Below are 20,264 nucleotides of genomic sequence, written 5' to 3' on the forward strand. Positions count from 1 at the left end.
CCGTGTCGATCCCCTCGTTCCTCCTGCGACGGTCGGGAAGCCTCCTGCTCGTCCTGCTGATCACCTCGTTCGTGGTGTTCGGGCTGATGTATCTCGCTCCGGGGAGCCCCCTCAGCTTCGTGCTGGGCCCCCGGGGCGGGACCCCCGACCAGATCGCCAGGGTCACCGAGCAGTACCACCTCGACGACCCCTTCTTCCTGCGCTATTTCGCCTGGCTGGGCGATATCGTGCGCGGCGACCTCGGCGAGTCGATCGTCTACCGCCAGAGCGTGACCGACCTCATCGGCAGTCGCATCGGCACCACGGTCGCGCTGATCGCGCTCGCGACGATCATCATCGCGGTCGTCGGCATCGGGCTGGGTCTCCTCGCCTCGCTCAAGGGCGGCTGGACCGACCAGCTCGTCACGACCTTCGCCACGCTCGGCCTCGCGACGCCGACCTTCGTGATCGGCGTGGCGCTCATCAGCCTCTTCGCGGTCGGACTGGGGTGGTTCCCCACCAACGGCTCGGGGAGCGGAGGCTTCGACACGATCGTGCACCTCACCCTGCCGGCGATCGCGCTCGCCGTCGCGAGCGCGGCCTATCTCGCGCGCATCACCCGCGCGGCCGTGCTCGAGGAGGAGGGGCGCGAGCACGTGCAGACGGCGGTCGCGCGCGGCCTCAAGCCCGCCATCATCATCCGCAGGCACGTGCTGCGCAACGCGCTGATCCCCATCACCACCGTGCTGGGCCTCACCGTCGCCACCCTCATCGCGGGCGCCGTGATCGTCGAGAGCGTGTTCGCCCTCGACGGCCTCGGATCGCTGCTCGTGCGGGCGATCCTGCAGCGCGACTTCGCGGTCGTGCAGGCCGTGATCCTCGTGCTCGTGGTCGCCTTCGTGGTCATCAACGCCATCGTCGACTTCCTGTACACGATGATCGATCCGCGCATCCAGCTGGGGAGCAAGCAATGAGCGCACCGCGCACCACACAGATCGCGCTGGCGCGCGCCTCCGCCTCGGCCGATCCCGGCCGCTTCACACTGCTCGCGCGCAAGCTCGGCCCGCTCGGCATCATCGCCTCGGTCGTGCTCGCCGTGTTCGTGCTCGCCGCGCTGCTCGCCCCCTGGGTGGCACCCTACGACCCCGACTTCCCCGACCTGTTCGCCGCGCTCAGCGGGCCGAGCGCGCAGCACCTGCTCGGCGCCGACGCGCTGGGCCGCGACCTGCTGTCGCGTCTCATGTGGGGCGCGCGCGTCACCCTGCTCGGACCGACCTTCGTGATCCTGATCGCGACGGTCGTCGGCACCCTGCTGGCGCTGCTCGCCGCGTGGAACCGCGGCCGCGTCGACACCGTCATCTCGTGGGTGCTCGACGTGCTCTTCTCGGTGCCGGGCATCGTGTTCGGGCTCATCGCGGTCGCGATCTGGGGCCCCAGCCTCGTGACCGTCGTGTGCGGCCTCGCGATCGGCTACATCCCCTACGTGGCGCGAGTCGTCCGCGGCGCTGCGCTGCGCGAGCGGGGCATGCCCTACGTGCAGGCCGCCTGGCTGCAAGGCCAGTCGGGGGTGAGCATCAGCCTCACCCAGATCCTGCCCAATGTGCAGCCCATCGTGGTCGCCCAGGCCGTGTCGTCGCTCGGTTTCGCGGTCATCGACCTCGCCGCGGTCTCGTTCCTCGGCCTCGGCGTGCAGCCGCCCACCGCCGATCTCGGCCTCATGGTCAAGAGCGGTTTCGACTCGGTGCTGCGCGGGCAGCCCGGAGAGGCCGTCTTCGCCGGCCTCGCGATCGTGCTGATCGTGTGGAGCATCACCGTGATCGGCGATCGCCTCACCTCGAACGCTAGGAGCATCCGATGAGCGCACCCCTGCTGCAGATCGACAACCTGCACGCGAGCCTCGTCACCCGGTACCGCCGGCTCGACCTGCTGAACGGCGTCAGCCTCACCCTCGACCGCGGCGAGGCGCTCGGCCTCGTCGGCGAGTCGGGCTCGGGCAAGTCCCTCACGACGCGCGCGGTGATGCGCATGCTCGCCAAGGGATTCCAGTTCGACGGCGAGATCCGCTTCGACGGCGAGTCCGTGCTCGGCAGGGGCCGTGAACGGCTGCGACGCTACCGGGCGACCGACGTGGGCATGATCTTCCAGGATCCGCGCGCCCACGTGAACCCGGTGCACACGGTCGGCGACTTCCTCACGGAGGCGCTGGTGCGCGACCGGGGGCTGCCGCGCGCCGAGGTGGAGCGCCGAGCGGTGCAGCTGCTCGACGAGGTCGGCGTGCGCCACCCCGAGCGGCGACTCGGCCAGTACCCGCACGAGCTCTCGGGCGGGTTGCTGCAGCGCGTCATGATCGCGAGCGTCCTGCTCGCGGAGCCGCGGCTGATCCTCGCCGACGAGCCCACCACCGCGCTCGACGTGACCGCCCAGTCCGACGTCATGGCGATCCTCGACGAGCAGCGTCGGGCCCGCGGCCTGGCGCTGCTGTTCATCACGCACGACCTGGAACTCGCGAACGCCTGCTGCGACCGGCTCGCGGTCATGTACGCGGGCGAGATCGTCGAGCAGGGCGCGCACGTCTACGACGCGCCGACCCACCCGTACACGAAGGAACTCATGGGGGCGCGCCCGAGCATCGACCAGCGGCTCGACCGCCTCCCCGTGCTCGAGTACAACCTCGAGCTGCACCAGGAATTGAAGGCGAGGTCGTGATGCACAGCGAATCGGGATCGGGCGCGCCGCTCATCAGCGTGAGCGAACTGCGCAAGGTGTTCCCCGCCCCGCGGGGCTCCAAGGGCGACGACGTGGTCGCGGTCGACGGCGTCTCGTTCGAGCTGCACGCCGACGAGTGCCTCGCGATCGTGGGGGAGTCGGGATCGGGCAAGACGACGGTCGCCCGCATGATCGTGGGCCTCGAATCGGTGACGAGCGGGTCCGTGACCGTGGGCGGGCAGGATCGCTCCTCGCCGCCGAGGCGACTGCGGGATCGGCGTGAACGCGCCCGAGAGGTGCAGTACGTGTTCCAGGATCCGTACTCGTCGCTCAACGGGCGGCAGCGGATCGGCGACGTGATCCTCGGCAACCTGCGGCTGCACGCCGGCGGGTCGCGGGGCGGCCGCGAGCTGCGCGGCCGTGCGCAGGAGATCCTCGACGCGGTCGGGCTGCCGCAGCGCTTCTTCGATCGACTCCCCAAGGAGCTGTCGGGCGGCCAGCGGCAGCGCGTCGCCCTCGCCCGCGCGCTCGCCGCAGACCCCAAGGTGATCGTGCTCGACGAGGCCGTCGCGGCTCTCGACGTGTCGATCCAGGCGCAGATCCTCAACCTGCTCTCCGACATCAAGGCGCAGCGTGAGATCAGCTACCTCTTCATCTCGCACGATCTCGCGGTCGTGAACCAGATCTCGGATCGCATGATCGTGATGGAGAACGGGCAGGTGGTCGACGGCGGGGCGACGGCGGATCTGCTCGCCAACCCCACCCACCCGTACACGCGGGCGCTGCGTGCGGCCGTTCCGGGGCCCGGCTGGAAGCCGGTGCGGCGCGAGCGCCTGGCATCGTGACCGGGGCTCGCGGGCCGGCGGGGGCGCCGGAAGCGGCGGCCCCGGTTGCGGCCGCGACCTCGGCCGAGGCCGCAACCGCTCTGCGCGCCTCGCACGCCATCGTGTGGGACGAGGCGCGCGGCGGCTTCGCCGAGCTGCGCGACGCGGTGGTGCTCGTGCGCGGCGCGCGCGTCGAGGCCGTGGCGGGCGCCGCGGCCGGCGCCGCCCTCTCCGAGCGCGCCGACGAGACGATCGACCTCGGCGAGGCCCTGCTCATGCCGGGCCTCATCGACCTCGAAGGCCTCGTCGACATCGACCACCTGCTGCTCGACTCCTGGTGGGGCGCCGAGCACGCCGCACGGCTCGAGTGGTCGGCCGAGTACGCCGAGGCGCCGCACGAGGTGCTCACCCCGGCCGAGCGCAGCACACTGCGCCGCTACGGGCTGGTGCAGCTGATCCTGCACGGCATCACGAGCGCGATGCCGATCTCCACCGAGATCCACGGCGCCTGGGCCGAGACCCACGACGACCTGCTCGACACGGCACGCACCGCGAGCGAGCTCGGCCTCCGGGTCTTCCTCGGGCCCTCGTACCGCTCCGGCGTGCACGTCACCCGAGCCGACGGCTCGCCGGGCATCCACTGGGACGAGGCGCGGGGCGAGGCGGGATTCGCCGATGCCGTGCGATTCCTCGACACCGTCGAGGGCCTGGCCGATCCGCTCGTGACGGGCGTGCTGGTGCCGTGCCGGGTCGAGACCGTGAGCGACGAGCTGCTGGCGCGCACCGCCGAGGTTTCGGCCGCGCGCGACGCACTCGTGCGTGTGCACGCCACGCAGGGCCTCGCCGACGAGCGCGACATCCTCGCCGACGAGCGCGGCACGACCCCGCTCGATCTGCTCGATCGCGCCGGACTGCTGAACGAGCGGCTGGTGCTCGCGCACGGCGTCTACCTCGACGTGCACCCCGATGTGCACGGGGAGGATCGCGGCGACCTCGCCCGCCTCGCCGATGCCGGCGCCACGGTGGTGCACTGCCCGCTCACCAACGCGCGCTACGCGTTCTGGCTGGAGCGGCTCTCGCAGTACCTCGACGCCGGCGTGAACATCGCGCTCGGCACCGACTCGTTCCCGCCGGACCTGATCCGCGCGATCGACACGGGCGTGCAGCTCTCGAAAGCGCAGCACGACGACCTCGGCATGGGGATGCTCGCCGAGTACGTGGAGGCCGCCACCCTCGGCGGCGCGCGCGCCCTGCGCCGACCCGACCTGGGGCGCATCGCGCCGGGTGCCGCCGCCGACCTCGTCGCGTTCGCGCTCGATGATCTGCGCATGGGCGCGGTCGACGACCCGATCCGCACGCTCACCCTTGCGGGCACGGGCCGCGACGCGGTGTTCAGCATGGTCGCGGGCCGCGTGGTGATGCGTGACGGGCGGATCCCGGGCCTCGACCAGCGGGCGCTGCGGGCGGAGGGACAGCGGATCTTCGAGAAGCTGCGCGGCGCCTACGCCGAGCGCGACGCACTCGCCGGCCCCGAGGGATCGAGCGAGGCGCAGCTGTTCCCGCCCGTCTTCCCGCGGGTGTGAGCGCGCCCTGCGCTCGCCCCGCGGGCCCGCGTAGGCTGAGAGCATGAGCGAGTACCGGCACGTGGTGCGCAAGTGGGTGAAGCCCGAGGATCTCAACCAGCACGGGGCGCTGTTCGGTGGCCGGCTGCTGCAGTGGGTCGACGAGGAGGCCGCGATCGTGGCCGTGGCGCAGCTCGGCACCATCGACGTGGTCACCCGCCACATGTCGGCCATCGACTTCTCCGCGCGGGCGGATCGCGGCGACCTGCTCGAAATCGAGTACCGGGTCGCGGCCTTCGGTCGCACCTCGATCACGCTGAGCTGCCGGGTCGAGAACGCCGTCACCGGCCAGGAGGTGCTGACGCTCGAGAGCATCGTGTTCGTCGCGGTCGACGCCGAGGGGCGCGCCGTCGCCCACGGCCGCACCAGCGCGACCGAGGGCACGGAGCGGCTGCGGGATCCGGAGGCGCCCGCCCGCCGCGGCGAGCACGCGGCGGTGACCGCCGAGCAGGCGTCGGCGGGCGCGTGAGCGGGGCGCCGCGATGCCCCGCGTGCTGATCGCCTGCGACAAGTTCAAGGGCTCGGCCACCGCGCTGGACGTGGCCGAAGCGTTGCGCCGCGGCTTGCTCGAGGCGCGGCCGGACGCCGAGGTCGTGGTGCTGCCGATCGCAGACGGCGGCGAGGGCACGGTCGACGCCGCGCTCGCCGCCGGGGCCGCCGTCGGAGCGGCGGGATCCGCTGCCCCCGGCCCCGCCCAGGACGCCGCAGGGGCGCTACTCGGCACCGCCGCCCCCGCCTTCGAAGAGCGCCGCTGCACCGCGACGGGCCCGTACGGTGAGACTTGCGAGGCGCGCTTCGCGCTCGATCCGCGCACGGGCGCCGCGGTGATCGAGGTTGCGGAGGCCTGCGGCCTGCGTCTCGTCGACACGGCTGCGCTGCGAGCGGGAGACCTCGATGCGACGGCCGCCACGAGCGCGGGCGTGGGTGAGTTGATCGTCGCCGCGCTCGATGCCGGGGCGCGCAGCATCGTGCTCGGCCTGGGCGGCAGCGCCACCACCGACGGCGGCTCGGGGATGCTCGCCGCCCTCGGCCTGCGCATCACCGACGCCGCGGGAGAACCTGTCGGCCCGGGCGGCGCCGGTGCCGCGCTCGCAACCCGGATCGACGCGGCGGGGCTCGATCCGCGTCTCGCGCGCACGCGGATCCTCGTCGCGTCCGACGTCGTGAACCCCCTCTGCGGCGGTGACGGCGCCGCTGCCGTCTACGGACCGCAGAAGGGGGTGACGCCCGAGCGCATCCCCGAGATCGACGCCGGCCTCGCCCGCTTCGGCGCACTGATCGAGCGCGAACTCGGCGCGGCGCCGGGGGAGTGGACCCGGCGGCCGGGTGCGGGCGCGGCCGGGGGTCTCGGCTTCGCGGCTCTGGCCGTGCTGCGTGGCGAATTGCGCCCGGGCATCGACCTCGTGCTCGACCTGCTCGGCTTCGACGCTGTCGTTGCGGGTGCCGATCTCGTCATCACGGGGGAGGGGAGACTCGACGAGCAGACCCTCAGCGGCAAGGCGCCGGCCGGGGTCGCGGTGCGCGCGGGCGGGGCGCCGGTGGTGGTGGTCTGCGGATCCAGCGCCCTGCCTCGCGAGCGTGCCGTCGCAGCGGGCTTCCGCGAGGTCTTCGAACTCGTCTCGATCGAGGCCGACGCGGAGCGGTGCATCCGCGAGCCGCTACCGCTGCTCGAAGAGATCGGCCGGCTCATCGGTGCTTCGGAGCTCACCGGTGTTTCGGAGCGGTCACTGGGATCAGACCCGAAACACCGGTGAGCTCCGAAGAACCCGTGAGCTCCGCTACTCCGCCGGCGCCAGGTCGTAGGTGACCCAGGGAGTCTGCCGGGCGACCCGGTCGTACAGACTGCGCGCCGTGGCGTTGCTCTCATTCGTGATCCAGCGCACCACCGAGGCGCCCTCGTCGCGAGCGATCTCGGCGAGGCGGGCGAGGATCGCGGATCCCGCACCCGTGCCGCGCGCCTCGGCCGCGGTGAAGAGATCGTCGAGGTACAGGCCCTGCTCGCCGATGACGGGCCGGGCGAAGCGGCGGAAGTGGCCGATCCCGAGCAGCCGCCCGTCCACCTCCGCGACGAGTCCGCGGCTCTCGTGCGCGGGGTCCATCAGCCACCCCCACACCGTCTCGATGACCGCCGGATCGTGCGCCTTCTCGTAGAAGTCGCGATAGCCGCGGAAGAGCGCGGCCCACTGCTCGCGGTCGCCTTCGGCGACGGGCCGCACCACGAGCGATGCCGACCCGCCCGTGCCGCTCGCCGGCGCGGTCACGAGAGCTTCTCCACCTCGACGAAGACCACATCGGCGCTGTCGCCGCGGTTCTCGATGCGATGCTCGGCGCCGGAGGCACGGGTGTAGCTGCGGCCGGTCACGAGTTCGGCGACCAGCTCGCTGCCGTCGGCGTTCGTGACGTGCATCGTCTCGGTCACGAGCGGCACCACGACGTACTCGTGCTCATGCCGGTGCATGGGGATCGTCCCGCCCGGTTCGATGGTCCACTTCGTGACGCGGAAATGCTCGTTCTCGAGCTGTACTTCGCTGTGAGATCCGGTGCTCATGATCCTCCTCGATACGCGACGCGCGCCCGTCCGGCGCTCTCCGTCCCCAGCATAGGGAGGTTTCCCGGCGCCGTCACGGCGGGGCTCGCCGCCCGATCGCCGGGACCGGCTCAGGGCGCGGACGGCCCGGCGGGACCCCGCTCGCCCAGCTCGGCCCGGCGGCCGATGATCTCCGGATACAGTGCGAGGATCAGGTTCGAAAGGGCGAAGGGCGAGGTGAGCGGTTCGCCGATCGCCTCCTCGACGCGTCCGATGCGGTAGCGCACGGTGTTGGGATGCAGGAAGAGCGCCTCGGCGGTGGCCGCGACGTTCTGCCCGGTGGCGAGGTAGGTCGTGAGGGTGTCCCGCAGCAGCTGCGACCCGATCGGCACGAGCGTGCGGTCGATCCGATCGCGCAGCTGCCGATGATCGACGTGCGAGAGCAGCCAGGTCGAGAGATCGATGCGATCGATGAGAACGGGCCCGAGCTCCTCCGGCGTCTCCGCCGCGGCCGCCCACTGCCGGGCGATGCCGAGGGCCGTCTCGGCCTCGCGCACGCACTCCGGGAGGTTCGAGAGCGACGGTGTCGGCGCCGACGAGCCGACGAGGAACTGGCGCGCGACCGACGCGAGCCACTGCTCGCCTGAGGCCGAGGCGGGCACCAGTGCGGCGATCGTCGCAGGCGCATCCATGTCGACGCGGCGCAGCATGACGAGCAGCGGCAGGTCGTCGGAGCGGGCGCGCGAGACGAGCTGGGCGATGTGGGTCTCCGACGCCGACGGCGCGTCCAGCGGAGCGAGTTCAACGGCGCGCACACTCGCGTAGGTGGGGAAGCGGAACTGCGCGAGCCGGCTCCAGAACCGGTGCTCGCGGGCCGGCACGATGCCGTCGTGCAGCGCTGCGATGAGCTGCTCGTTGTCGCGGCGGTCGCGCTGCGTCGCACCGTACTGGATGCCGTGCACGGCGCCCAGCAGCCGTTCCGAGGTGTCGAGCAGCAGCTCGCCGATCTGCTCGAGCCGTTCGGGGCCGCGGCTCGCGATCGCGATGACGTGCACCCCGTCGCGCAGGGCGACCCGTCGGGTGCGCACGTGCCAGCGACCGATCTCGAGAGCGAGCTCGCGCTGGTTGGTGGCGGAGACCTCGTTCCAGATGAGCTGCACGGGCGCTTCGCCCGTGCTCGCGACGACGGAGCCTTCGAAGTCGTAGATGATCGCGGTGCCGTGGCAGATGGTGCTCGCGCGGGATGCGAGGGACCGCACGGGATCGGTCGAGGACACGGCCGCGAGCATCGCGTGGGTGATGTCGAGCGTGGTGCGGAGGCGGTCGATCTCCGAGCCGGTGGCGGGGTCGTCGAGCATGGGGACCGTCCTCTCTGCGGCGGCGCGCTGCCGGGTTCTGACTCATCCTGCGTGCGGATTGTGCGAAGCGGAGGTTTGCCGAGCGCCAGACCGGTGTTTTTTGTGAATTTTACAATGGGAGCGTCGCAAACCTTCGTATTCTCTAGTGACCCCCGACGCGACGGGCACGAGGGTTGATGCATCCGGAAGTCAACGATGAATCCAGGAGGACCCATGAGCAGTATTCGCGTCGCGGTAGACGTCGGCGGCACATTCACCGACGTCTGCATCTTCGATGACGACACCCAGCAGATGCGGGTGACGAAGGTGCCATCGACACCGGCCGATCCCATGATCGCGGTGATGAACGGCGTGGATCGGGGCGAGATCGACCTGAACGAGGTCGCGCTCTTCTCGCACGGCACCACCGTCGCCACCAACGCGCTCATCACCCGCAACTTCCCGGCGGCGGCCCTCGTCACCACCCGCGGCTTCCGCGACGTGCTCGAGATCCGCGACGGCACCAAGGACGACCTCTGGGACGCCTACAACGACGTCTCCGAGCCGTACATCCGCCGCCGCGACCGCTTCGAGGTCACCGAGCGCATCGACTACAACGGCCACACCATCACGCCCCTCGACGAGGTCGAGGCCCGTCGACTGGCCGAGCTGCTGCAGCGCCGCGGCGTGAAGACCATCGCGGTCTGCTTCCTCAACTCCTACGCCAACGCCGCCCACGAGACCCGCATGCGCGAGATCCTCGAAGAGGTCATCCCCGACGCCACCGTCTCCACCTCGGCCGAGGTGCTGCCGGAGATCTTCGAGTACCCGCGCTTCAACACCGCCGTCGCGAACGCCGTGCTCGCGCCACTCGTGTCCGGCTACGTCAACCGTCTCGCGGATCGGCTGCGCGACGGCGGCTACCGCGGCGACCTGCTGCTGCTCCACTCGGGCGGCGGTTCGATGACGCCGCGCCTCGTCGAGAAGTTCCCCGTGCGGCTCGCCGCCTCGGGCATCGCCGCCGGCGCGATCTCGGCCAAGCACATCGCGCAGCAGTGCGGCTACGACAACGCCGTGAGCCTCGACATGGGCGGCACCTCCACCGACATCGCCCTCGTCGCCGACGGCGAACTGCGCGTCTCCCAGGAGTGGCAGGTCGAATACGGCCACCCCATCATCTTCCCCTCCATCGAGGTGCTCACCATCGGCGCCGGCGGCGGATCCCTCGCCCACATCGACATCGCGGGCTCGCTGCGCAACGGCCCCCAGTCGGCCGGCGCGGATCCCGGTCCCGCCTGCTACGACACCGGTGGCGACCAGCCCACCAACACCGACGCCAACGTGGTGCTCGGCCGGCTCGGCACCTCGCTCGCCGGCGGGGTGAAGCAGCTCGACCGCTCGCTCTCCGAAGAGGCGATCCGCCGCGTCATCGCCGAGCCCCTCGGCATGGGCCTCGAGGAGGCCGCGCAGGCCATCGTCTCCGTCGCGAACGCCAACATGGCCGACGCCGTGCGACTGGTCTCGATCCGCCGCGGCTACGACCCCCGCGACTTCGCACTGCTCGCCTTCGGCGGAGCCGGCGCCCTCCACGGCGCCGACGTCGCCCGCGAACTCGGCATCCCCACCGTCGTCGTGCCGCCGAACCCCGGCGTCACCTCGGCCATGGGCTGCCTGCTCGTCGACATCCAGCACGACTTCGCGCAGATGTACACGGGCCTCGCCTCCGGCGCCGACGAAGAAGGCATCGAGCAGGCGTTCCTCACCCTCGAGACCGAGGCCAGCGCGCGCCTGCGCCACGAGGGCGTCGCCGAGGAGAACGCGATCCTGCAGCGCAAGATCTCCATGCGCTACCAGGGGCAGTGGCGCTCGCTGCAGGTGCCCATGGGCTCCGGCCCGGGCGCGCTCGAGCAGGCGGTGCGCACCTTCCACGAGCAGTACGAGCGCGAGTTCGCGTTCCGCCAGGACGACGCCCCCGTCGAGGTCTACCAGCTGCATCTCGGCGCCGTCGGCAAGATCCCGAAGCCCTCGTTCCGCCCCGCCGACCCCGTGCCCCAGGCGCCGGGGGAGCCCGCCGAGCGCCGCCCCGTCTACTTCGGCGTCACCGGCTGGCTCGACACCCCCGTCTACGACCGCGACGCGCTCGCCGCGGGCACCGCGTTCCAGGGCCCGGCGATCATCAACCAGCTCGACTCGACCACGGTCGTGCCCCCGTACACTCGCGCCGAGATCGACGAGTGGCTCAACATCCGCATCCACCTCGAGGAGATCAACTGATGAGCGACACCACCACTCTCAGCCCCGTCGCGGCCCGCCAGACCGCGCTCGACCCGGTGACGTTCGAGGTGCTGAAGAACGCCTTCGCCACCAGCGTCGACCTCATGAGCGAGCAGATCCTGCGCACCTGCTACTCCTTCGTCATCTACTCCCGCGACTTCTCGTCGGCGCTGTGCGACGCGCACGGCAACACGGTGATGCAGGGATCCGGCGATATCGCGGTGCACGTCGGCACGCTGCACTTCCAGGCGAAGGCCGTGATCGAGCAGTTCGGCGGCGACATCCACCCGGGCGACGTGTTCGCGATCAACGACCCGTACCGCGGCGGCACGCACTTCAACGACGTCTCCTTCGTGCGCCCCATCTTCTCCGAGGGCCGCATCATCGCCTTCGCGCAGAACAAGGGCCACTGGGCCGACATCGGCGGCAAGGTGCCCGGATCCTTCGACGTGTCGGCCTCGGAGCACTTCGGCGAGGGTCTCCGGATCACCCCGATCCGCGTCTGGTCGAAGGGGGTGTTCCTGCACGACGTCGCTCAGCTGCTCGTCGCGAACACCCGCGCCCCGGAGCAGGCGCTCGGCGACCTGCACGCGCAGTCGGAGGCCACCGCCGTCTGCGAGCGCGAGGTGCTGCGCCTCGTCGACCGCTACGGCACGGAGACCGTCGAGCTCGCGATGCAGGAGACGCAGGACTACGTCGAGCGCACCGTGCGCCGCCGTCTCGCCGACCTCCCCCGCGGCACCTGGGAGACGGTCGACTACCTCGACCTCGATCCGGGCAAGCCCGAGGGTCTTGTGCCGATCAAGATCACCATGACGCTCGACGGCGAGGGGATCCACTACAACCTCGAGGGCAGTGCCGACGTGGTCGACACCTTCCTCAACTCGGGATACGGCACCACGTTCTCGGCGATCTACGCGGGCACGAAGACCTTCTTCCCCGACGTGCCGCTCAACTCCGGCTTCTACGCGGCGGTGACCGCCGACATCGGTCCCGAGGGCACCGTGGTGAACGCCGGCTGGCCCTACGCGGTCACGGGCTTCTGCTCGGGCCCGTACGAGAAGCTCATGAACGGCATCTTCGAGATCTGGTCGCAGCTCATGCCCGAGCGGGCGATGGCCTGCGCCTTCAACCTCGAGTACCTGCTCGTCGGCGGGCGCGACGCCCGCAGCGAGTCGAAGCCGTACTTCATGTGGTACGACTGGATGGCCGGCGGCTGGGGCGGCCGCTCCTCGAAGGACGGCTCGAGCGCCACCGCTCCCGTGTTCGGCGTGGGCCTCGCGGTGCAGGCGTGCGAGGGGCAGGAACGGCTCACGCCGGTGCTCACCACGATGCACCGGATCGGCACCGACTCGGGCGGGCCCGGCCGCTTCCGCGGCGGTTGCGGCGTCGAGAAGGGCGGCACCCTCACCGACGCCGACGCCTCGGTGATGAGCTACTGCTGCGACCGCGCCCGATCCATCACCTGGGGCATCGAGGGCGGCCTGCCCTCGATCCCGCACGGCGTATGGCTCAACCGCGACACCGAGAACGAGCGCTTCCTCGGCTCAATCTTCTCATCGGTGCCGGTGCAGCCGGGCGACACCTTCTACCGGCCCTCGGCCGGCGGCGGCGGCTTCGGCGACCCGCTCGACCGCACTCCGGAGGAGGTGCTCGAAGACGTGATCGACGACTACGTCTCGATCGAGCGCGCGGCCGAGGACTACGGCGTGGTCATCGCGCCGATCGATCCCGAGCTCGACCGCTACGAGATCGACCGAGAGGCCACGCTGGCCAAGCGCGCCTGGATCCGCGAGCACCGCGCCGCCTGGCTCCAAGCCGATCCGCACGAGATCGCCGAGCAGTACCGCGCGGGGCGCCTCGACCTGCTCGACGTGATCCGCCGGCACGGCGTGATCCTCGACTGGGGCACCGGCGAGCTCTTCGAGGAGACGACGAGGCAGCACCGCGCGCAGATGAGCCGCCGCTCGCTCGACCACTGGAGCCGATAGCCGGCCCCAGTCCCTTCGGCGCTCCGGCCCCCGGCAACGCAGCCGGGGGCCATCGCGCCCTGCCCGAAATACCAATGGAGGTATCAGCAGTGTCCATCAATCTCACCGGCAGCAACGAAGATGTTGAAGCCACCGACGCCCTCGCGCGCGAGGGCAGCGACGACGACCAGATGAGCCGCGGCTCCCTCGCGATGGCCTGGTACGGCGTCGCGAGCGCGTTCTTCTTCGTCTACATCGGCGCCGCCATGGCGATCGCCTACGGCACGGTCGACGCGCTCATCGGCATCGCGCTCTCCGTCGTCGTCTACGGCGTCATCAACGCCGTCCTCTCCCGCTACGCGATCAACAACCGCACCACGGTGGCGGCGTTCTCGCGCACGATCCTCGGCAACGCCGGGTCGGCCATCGCGATGATCATCTTCGCGCTCATCGCCATCTACTACGCGGTGTTCGAGGGGTCGCTCGTCGCCTACGCGTTCATGGCGGCCTTCGGCGGCGAGATGTGGTTCTGGAGCCTCGTCGTCGTGGTCGGCACCACCCCGCTCATCATCGGCGGCGTGCGCCGCTTCCTCGACAAGATCAACGGCATCCTGCTGCCCATCTACTTCTTCGGCCTCATCGCCGCGGTGGTGTGGGCGACCGTGCAGTACGGTTACAACCCCGACTGGGCGACGCATGCCCCGGAGGCCTCGCTGCCCTTCGCGTCGGGCGGCCCCGGCTGGCTCGCGACCTTCTCCGGCTACATGGGCGTGTGGATCCTCATGATGTACACGATGGACTACGCCGCGCTCGGCAAGCGCAAGGACACCCGCTTCCACCAGGTGTTCACCTTCGGGCCGTTCTTCTACCTCGTGGCCTTCGCGTTCTCGGCGGTCGTCGGCATCATCCTCACCTTCACCATCCCCGGCACCGAAGCCTCGGAGACGGGCATCGTGGGCGGCGTCGTGAACCTGATGGGCTTCCTCGGCCTCATCGTGGTCATCGCCACCCAGACCCGCATCAACACCGCGAACTACTACCTCGGTGCGGCGAATCTGCGCGCGTTCGGCGAGAAGGTGTTCCGGCTGCGCATGCCGAATCTCGCCTGGGTGCTCCTCTCCTCGCTCATCATCTACCTGCTCATGCTGCTGCCCGTCGTGCAGTACATCCTCATCGCGCTCGCCTGGCAGGGCGTGCTCGTCACGGCGTGGGTGGCCATCGCGCTCACCCACGTGCTCATGGGTCGCGGCAGGGGTCAGGAGCACGCCGGCATCGGCGACGAGCGCTACCGGGCGGTCAACGCGAACGGGCTCATCGCGTGGGCCGTCGCGACGGTCATCGGCATCGGCATGCTGCAGTTCGGCGCGCTGAACCCCGAGCTCGCGGGCATCGGGTCGACCTGGGGCCCGATCCTCACCGCCGTATCGGCCGCGCTCGTGTACGCGCTGCTCTGGAAGACGAATCCGACGAGCCGCACGGGCCTCATCCCGGTCGTCGGCGCGTGAGACGAGGGGCGGATCGCGCGACGGGCCGATCCGCCCCTCCGCCCGCCCGCGGCCCCAGGCGGGGACACCGCGGCGACGGCGCGGCGTCGAGGGGAGTAGTGCCACGACCGCAGATGCACCATGATGAGGGTATGCGCCGCGTGTGCGGACGCTGTCTCAGCGAAGGAGTTCTCATGACCTCACCCGAAACGAACCTGCTGCAGCGCGCAGGGGACGGAGTGCGCACCGCGTTCGGCGTGGGCGGGCTCATCGCGATCGTGCTCGGTCTGCTCATCATGTTCTTCCCCGGGAAGACCGGCGCGGTCGCCATGCAGATCGTCGCCGCCGTCATGGCCGCCTACGCGCTGGTCGTGGGCGTCGTCTACATCGGTTCGGCGATCTTCAGCCGCACGCTCGGCGGATGGGCCCGCACCGGCCACATCCTGCTCGGCGTGCTGTACGTGATCGGCGGCATCGTGATGATGGTGAACCTCGGCGCCACCGCCGCGGTGCTCGCGATCTTCCTGTCGGTGACCATCGGCGTGCTGTGGCTCTTCGAGGGCGTGATGGCGTTCACGGTCGTGAAGCAGAGCGGCAACAAGACCTGGACCGTCATCTACGGCATCATCAGCGTCATCGCCGGCCTCTCGCTCATGCTGTCGCCGCTGCTCGGGGCCGTGACCCTGTGGCTGCTGCTCGGCATCTCGATGGTCGTGATGGGCGTCGTGCAGGTGGTGCGCGCCTTCAAGTTCGGTTCTGCCGAGTAGCGCACGGGCGGCGGTTGCCGCTGTCGATCGAGGCCCGGGGTGCGCTGCACTCCGGGCCTCAGTCGTCGGGGCTCAGTCGATGGGGCTCAGTCGTCGGGGGCGGATCCGCGGCCGCGGTGACGGCCCGGCGGGCTCAGCGCATCTGCTCGAGCTGATCCGCGGTGACGGCATCGGGCTCCAGTGCGAGCGCGAGGTACTTGCGCAGCACCACGAGTGAGGCGCCCGCCTTGTCGAACTCGGCCGCGACGAAGCGGTCGGTGCGGATCAGCGCGATCGCCTCGTGCGCGGGCATGATCGCGCCCTTGACCTCGGCGCGGCGCTCGGCCGGCGCGACGGCGCGCAGCTCGGCCATCGAGGTGAAGAGCGGCAGCACGAGCTGGCCCTTCGTGGAGCGGATCGTGCGCACCCGCGGGCCCTTCTTCTTCGACGAGGTGCCGGTCACGTCGGCCACCAGGTAGCCGTCGCGCAGCGAGTTGAGGAAGCCGGCGAGCCGCGCGTAGTCGGGCTGCTGCTGCAGTTCGCGCAGAGCCTCGCGCACCGCGTCGTTCGCGTAGTCGGGGTGCACCTCGTCCGGGATCAGCGCCTCGGGTGCTGCGTCTGCGCTGTCGGCGGAGTCGGTGTTCGCGGCGGCGTCGTGCGCGGTGGCGTCGTGCGCGGTGGCATCGTGCGTGGAGGCGTCATGCGTGGCGTCGGATTCGGGGAGCTGCGGGTTCTCGGCCATGCCCTCCAGCCTAGAGCGTGCGGCCCGCGCTCCGGCGGCGCGACCGTCGCTCAGCCTGCTCTTCTGAGATCGGGGTCGCTTTTGGCCGTGTCGGACGGCGACGCGCGGCAAAAAGTGACCCCGATTTCAAGACGACGGACGACGGACGACGGACGACGGGCGGCTGATGACGGACGACGGACGGCTGATGACGGGCGACGAACGAGGCGGGCTCGACTGCCGCGATCCTCAGTCCTCGCCGACGCCGCGCGCGGCGAGGGCCTCGCCGGTGAGCTGCGCGTGCGCGACCGTGCGCAGCACGAGCGGCATGAGCCGCGCGCGCGGATCCCGTTCGAGCCCGCGGGCCCGCGCCGCGGCCTGGGTTTCGCGCGCGACCCCCAGGATGGTGGGGATCGCCCGGATCACGAGTGAGAAGGCCAGGGCGACGCGCTCGGGTTTCGCCCCGAAGCGGCGCAGCGGGCCGAGCGCCCAGGTGATCGTGTCGAGCATGTCGTCGACGGCGGTGCTCGCGGTGACGGCGCTCGCGGCGAGGATCATCGCGAAGAGGTCGCCGACCACTTCGGCGCCGCGTTCCCAGCCGTGCTGCCACGCCTGGAATGCGAAGAGCGGGATCGCGACCAGTGCGAAGCCGCGTGCGACCCGCCAGAAGTCGCGCCCGCGCAGGCCCGCGAGCACGGCGAGGGCGATCGCGATCCCGAGCCACAGCGCGGTGAGCGGCACGCCGGTCGTCGATACCACCGCGATCGCGAACGCGAAGAGCCCGAGCAGCTTCGCGCCGGGCCGCAGGCGGTGGAGCGGCCCCGAGCCCGGCAGGTAGGCCCCGAGCGGTGAGGGCATGCTCACGGGCGTTCCTCGGCGGGGCTGTCGGGGGAGGATCCGGCGGCGTCCGCGCTCGATGCAGACGGGGCCCCGCTCAACTCCCGGTAGTGGGCGATCGCGGCGGCGGGCTCCCCGTCGAACACCACGCGTCCCGCTTCGACGACGAGCGTGCGGTCGGCGCGCGCGGCGAGTTCGAGGTCGTGCGTCACCACTACGAGCTGCTGCGGCAGCGCCATGAGCAGATCGCCGATCATGCGGGCGTTGCGCAGGTCGAGCAGCGTCGTGGGCTCGTCGGCGACGAGGATCGCGGGGTCGGTCGCGAGCACCGACGCGATGGCGAGCAACTGCTTCTGCCCGCCCGAGAGGGTGTGCACGCTGCGGTCGGCGAGGTCCGCGAGACCGAAGCGGTCGAGCGCGGCGAGTGCGGCGTCGCGGCGGGCGCGCTTGTCGCGGTGCGCGCGGCGCAGGGAGAGCATCACGTCTTCGATCGCGGTCGGCATGATGAGCTGCGCGGCGGGGTCGGTGAAGACGAAGCCGACTCGGCGTCGCACGGCGGCCCCGTCGCGGCGGGTGTCGAGCGGGCGCGGATCGCGTGCGCCTGCCGAGGATCCGCCCGATCCGCCGCCTGCCGCCGCAGCGGCCCCGGCCCTTTCGCCCGCGATCTCCGGCGCCGTGATGGCGACGCTGCCGGAGCTCGGCTCGACGAGACCGTTCAGCAGTCGCGCAAGGGTTGACTTGCCCGATCCGTTGGCGCCGATGATCGAGATGCGCCGCTCGGCGAGGCTGAGCGAGGTGGGGTGCAGGATCGTCGCCTCGCCGTCGGGCGTGGGCGCGGTCGCGGTGGCGCTGCGCAGTTCGATCACTCGGAGATCCTATGCGGTGTGGGGCGGGTGTGGGCCGGGCGAGGCTTCGGCTCTGGCTGCCGGGGTGCCCCCTCGGTGTTTCGGAGCAGGAGGGAATCTCGGAGCAGGACGCAGGTGCCCGTCCGAAACACCGGAGAGATCCGAAACACCGGAGTGCGCGACGCCGAAGCCGAAGGGGCGATGGGCTCAGCGGCGTACGGGCAGCAGCTGGGGGAAGGCGCGGTGCACGGCCGTGGCGACGACCGCCATCAGGAGGTTCTTGACCACGTCGCCGGGCCAGAAGGCGAGGTCGGCGAGGAAGGCCTGGCCCAGGGTGAGGTCGGCCCGCCAGGCCATGCCGAGGATGCCGAGCGGGTGCACGAAGACGAAGCTCGACACGATGCCCGCGACGAAGATGAGCGGGATGCTGGTGGCGATGCGGCGGCGGGGCAGGCGCTCGACGATGAAGCCGGCGAGCAGCGCCGCGAACGGGAAAGCGACGAGGTAGCCCACGGAGGGGCCGACGAACGGGGCGAGGCCTGCGGATCCGCCGGAGAAGACGGGCAGCCCGGCCGCGCCGACCGCGAGGTAGAGCAGCACGGCGAGGAAGCCGCGGCGCGCGCCCAGCACGGTGCCGGCGAGGATGACCGCGAAGGTCTGCAGGGTGATGGGCACGGCGCCGCCCACGCTGATGGCGGGCAGCAGCGCGCAGACCGCGATGAGTGCGGCGAAGGTGGCGATGAGTGCGATGTCGGTGGCGACGTTGCGCTTCGCTGCGACCGCGGGCGCGGCGGGGGTCTCGGCTGCGCCGATGGCGTCGGTCTCGGGTGCGGACACTCTGGCCTCCTGGGGGCGGGTCGCGCTCCGGGCGGGAGCGGACGAGCGGGTGATGGGCGGGGGATCGCGGGCGGATCCCGGTGGCGAGCCCGGATCTGATCCGGCACGACCTGAACACTGTTCTGGTGAACGGTGTTCAGGTTAGCGGTAGGATGGGGGAATGCGCAACAGCCTCGCCGACGTGGTCGCCGCCGGGCTGCGCGTGCTCGACGCCCACGGGCTCGAGCACTGCTCGATGCGGCGCGTCGCCGCAGAGCTGGGCGTGCAGCCGAGCGCGCTCTACCACCACGTCTCCGACAAGCAGACGCTGCTCGCGCTCATGGCCGACGAGATCGTGGGGCCGGCGACGGCGCTCGGCGCGGCCGTCGCCGATCCGCGCTCCTGCTGCATCGCCCTGCGCGAGGCGATGCTTGCCGTGCGCGACGGCGCCGACGTCGTGGCGACAGCCGCGGCGTTCCGGCTCGGCGCCTCGGAAGCGGAGCGGCGCCTCGCGGGGCTCGTCGGCCCGGACGGTGCGCGCACGCTGCTGCTCTACACCTTCGGGCACGCGCAGTCGACGCAGACCCACCGGCAGGCGGCGGCGCTCGGCGCCCTCATCGACCCTGCTGCCCTGCCGCGCGGCGGCACGACCGACCCTGCCGCCGCGACCGACCTCGACGCCTCCTTCGAGCGCGGCCTCGACATCATCCTCCGCGGGCTCGGAGCCCCTGCGCAGCTGAACCCGGTCCTGGGCGCCGCCGAACCTCAGAACAGCGTGTTCTGATCCTCCATGCCGCGCATCGCGTCGTAGTCGAGCACGAGGCAGCGGATGCCGCGGTCCTCGGCGAGGGTGCGCGCCTGCGGTTTGATCTCCTGCGCCGCGAAGATGCCCTGCACGGGGGCGAGCTTCGGATCGCGGTTCATGAGTTCGAGGTAGCGGGTGAGCTGCTCGACGCCGTCGATCCCCCCGCGGCGCTTGATCTCGATCGCCACCGAGGCGCCGGCGGCGTCGCGGGCGAGGATGTCGACCGGGCCGATCGCCGTCATGTACTCGCGGCGCACGAGCGTGTGCCCCTCGCCCACGAGCTCGATCTGGTCGGCGAGCAGCTCCTGCAGGTGCGCCTCGACGCCGTCCTTGATGAGACCGGGATCGACACCCAGGTCGTGCGACGAGTCGTGGAACACCTCGAACACCGACACGATGAGCTTGTCGGCGGTCTTCTTGTGGGTGACCTGCCAGGCCTCGACGATGCCGGCGGCCTGCTGATCCTCGTCGAGCTCGACGGTGGTGAGCGAGCAGGGCGGGCTCATCCAGTTGAGCGGCTTGTAGGAGCCGCCATCGCTGTGCACCAGGATCGAACCGTCGTTCTTGAGCATGAGCACGCGCTTGGCTCGGGGCAGGTGGGCCGAGAGGCGGCCTGCATAGTCGACCGAGCAGTCTGCAACAACGATTCGCACCCGCGGTAGTTTACCCGCTCGCCCGCTGCGCTGATGCGGCACCCCCGTGCTTCTCCCCCGTCCCGCGCCCCCTCTGCCCATTCCAACAGCGCGTCGAGAGGCGGATTTCGCAGCTCCG

20 protein-coding genes are annotated in these 20,264 nt (G+C 71.2%); 12 read left to right on the plus strand and 8 right to left on the minus strand.

Annotated elements, in window-relative coordinates:
• Window positions 1–2: 2 nt before the first annotated feature.
• From H629_RS0109310 to H629_RS0109340, 7 genes are read left to right on the plus strand one after another with little or no spacing between them, the layout of a single operon-like run.
• On the plus strand, window positions 3–953 hold the full coding sequence (locus tag H629_RS0109310; protein ID WP_024356996.1) for an ABC transporter permease: 951 nt from the start codon (window positions 3–5) through the stop codon (window positions 951–953).
• Complete coding sequence (locus tag H629_RS0109315) at window positions 950–1,837, plus strand: ABC transporter permease (RefSeq protein ID WP_024356997.1); 888 nt, start codon at window positions 950–952, stop codon at window positions 1,835–1,837. The genes H629_RS0109310 and H629_RS0109315 overlap by 4 nt, the downstream gene beginning before the upstream one ends.
• Entirely contained in the window at window positions 1,834–2,685 is an 852-nt protein-coding gene (locus H629_RS0109320; protein WP_024356998.1) for an ABC transporter ATP-binding protein, read from the plus strand. The genes H629_RS0109315 and H629_RS0109320 overlap by 4 nt, the downstream gene beginning before the upstream one ends.
• The gene (locus H629_RS0109325) at window positions 2,685–3,530 is read left to right on the plus strand and encodes an ATP-binding cassette domain-containing protein (RefSeq protein ID WP_024356999.1); all 846 of its coding nucleotides are present in this window, start codon (window positions 2,685–2,687) and stop codon (window positions 3,528–3,530) included. Before H629_RS0109320 ends, H629_RS0109325 begins: the two co-directional genes overlap by 1 nt.
• A complete protein-coding gene (locus H629_RS0109330; protein ID WP_051137865.1) occupies window positions 3,527–5,092 on the plus strand; it encodes a chlorohydrolase family protein in 1,566 nt (521 codons plus the stop codon). The genes H629_RS0109325 and H629_RS0109330 overlap by 4 nt, the downstream gene beginning before the upstream one ends.
• Before the next feature lie 43 nt (window positions 5,093–5,135).
• A complete protein-coding gene (locus H629_RS0109335; RefSeq protein WP_024357000.1) occupies window positions 5,136–5,600 on the plus strand; it encodes an acyl-CoA thioesterase in 465 nt (154 codons plus the stop codon).
• 13 nt (window positions 5,601–5,613) lie between these two features.
• A complete protein-coding gene (locus H629_RS0109340) occupies window positions 5,614–6,885 on the plus strand; it encodes a glycerate kinase (protein ID WP_051137866.1) in 1,272 nt (423 codons plus the stop codon).
• Between the two features lie 24 nt (window positions 6,886–6,909).
• On the opposite strand, the gene H629_RS0109345 is transcribed toward H629_RS0109340, so the two are convergent.
• From H629_RS0109345 to H629_RS0109355, 3 genes are all read right to left on the minus strand, one after another.
• Window positions 6,910–7,392, minus strand: a complete 483-nt coding sequence (locus tag H629_RS0109345; protein ID WP_024357002.1) for a GNAT family N-acetyltransferase — start codon at window positions 7,390–7,392, stop codon at window positions 6,910–6,912.
• Window positions 7,389–7,679, minus strand: a complete 291-nt coding sequence (locus tag H629_RS0109350) for a cupin domain-containing protein (RefSeq protein ID WP_024357003.1) — start codon at window positions 7,677–7,679, stop codon at window positions 7,389–7,391. The genes H629_RS0109345 and H629_RS0109350 overlap by 4 nt, the downstream gene beginning before the upstream one ends.
• Window positions 7,680–7,789: 110 nt before the next feature.
• On the minus strand, window positions 7,790–9,016 hold the full coding sequence (locus H629_RS0109355; RefSeq protein ID WP_024357004.1) for a PucR family transcriptional regulator: 1,227 nt from the start codon (window positions 9,014–9,016) through the stop codon (window positions 7,790–7,792).
• A 213-nt stretch (window positions 9,017–9,229) separates the two neighbouring features.
• Here H629_RS0109355 and H629_RS0109360 point away from each other — a divergent pair, with 213 nt between their 5' ends.
• The 4 genes from H629_RS0109360 (at window position 9,230) to H629_RS0109375 (ending at window position 15,490) form a co-directional block, all read left to right on the plus strand.
• Complete coding sequence (locus H629_RS0109360) at window positions 9,230–11,269, plus strand: hydantoinase/oxoprolinase family protein (RefSeq protein WP_024357005.1); 2,040 nt, start codon at window positions 9,230–9,232, stop codon at window positions 11,267–11,269.
• A complete protein-coding gene (locus H629_RS0109365; protein ID WP_024357006.1) occupies window positions 11,269–13,260 on the plus strand; it encodes a hydantoinase B/oxoprolinase family protein in 1,992 nt (663 codons plus the stop codon). Before H629_RS0109360 ends, H629_RS0109365 begins: the two co-directional genes overlap by 1 nt.
• An 89-nt stretch (window positions 13,261–13,349) precedes the next feature.
• Complete coding sequence (locus tag H629_RS0109370; RefSeq protein WP_024357007.1) at window positions 13,350–14,744, plus strand: purine-cytosine permease family protein; 1,395 nt, start codon at window positions 13,350–13,352, stop codon at window positions 14,742–14,744.
• A gap of 173 nt (window positions 14,745–14,917) precedes the next feature.
• Window positions 14,918–15,490 carry an HdeD family acid-resistance protein gene (locus H629_RS0109375; RefSeq protein WP_024357008.1) on the plus strand — a complete coding sequence of 191 codons (573 nt, stop codon included), beginning with the start codon at window positions 14,918–14,920 and terminating at the stop codon, window positions 15,488–15,490.
• A 133-nt stretch (window positions 15,491–15,623) separates the two neighbouring features.
• On the opposite strand, the gene H629_RS0109380 is transcribed toward H629_RS0109375, so the two are convergent.
• The 4 genes from H629_RS0109380 to H629_RS0109395 form a co-directional block, all read right to left on the minus strand.
• Complete coding sequence (locus H629_RS0109380) at window positions 15,624–16,211, minus strand: SseB family protein (RefSeq protein ID WP_024357009.1); 588 nt, start codon at window positions 16,209–16,211, stop codon at window positions 15,624–15,626.
• A gap of 228 nt (window positions 16,212–16,439) precedes the next feature.
• Window positions 16,440–17,048, minus strand: coding sequence for an energy-coupling factor transporter transmembrane component T family protein (locus H629_RS0109385; RefSeq protein ID WP_240471089.1), 609 nt, complete (start codon window positions 17,046–17,048; stop codon window positions 16,440–16,442).
• 2 nt (window positions 17,049–17,050) lie between these two features.
• Window positions 17,051–17,893 carry an energy-coupling factor ABC transporter ATP-binding protein gene (locus tag H629_RS0109390; RefSeq protein WP_024357011.1) on the minus strand — a complete coding sequence of 281 codons (843 nt, stop codon included), beginning with the start codon at window positions 17,891–17,893 and terminating at the stop codon, window positions 17,051–17,053.
• A gap of 186 nt (window positions 17,894–18,079) precedes the next feature.
• Window positions 18,080–18,709, minus strand: coding sequence for a biotin transporter BioY (locus H629_RS0109395; protein ID WP_024357012.1), 630 nt, complete (start codon window positions 18,707–18,709; stop codon window positions 18,080–18,082).
• 160 nt (window positions 18,710–18,869) lie between these two features.
• On the opposite strand from H629_RS0109395, the gene H629_RS0109400 reads away from it, so the two are divergent.
• Complete coding sequence (locus H629_RS0109400) at window positions 18,870–19,472, plus strand: TetR/AcrR family transcriptional regulator (protein WP_024357013.1); 603 nt, start codon at window positions 18,870–18,872, stop codon at window positions 19,470–19,472.
• Here H629_RS0109400 and nucS read toward each other — a convergent pair.
• Entirely contained in the window at window positions 19,454–20,146 is a 693-nt protein-coding gene (gene nucS, locus H629_RS0109405) for an endonuclease NucS (RefSeq protein WP_024357014.1), read from the minus strand. The genes H629_RS0109400 and nucS overlap by 19 nt on opposite strands.
• Window positions 20,147–20,264 lie beyond the last annotated feature (118 nt).

The organism is Leucobacter chironomi DSM 19883 (assembly GCF_000421845.1).
GTDB classification, from domain to species: domain Bacteria; phylum Actinomycetota; class Actinomycetes; order Actinomycetales; family Microbacteriaceae; genus Leucobacter; species Leucobacter chironomi.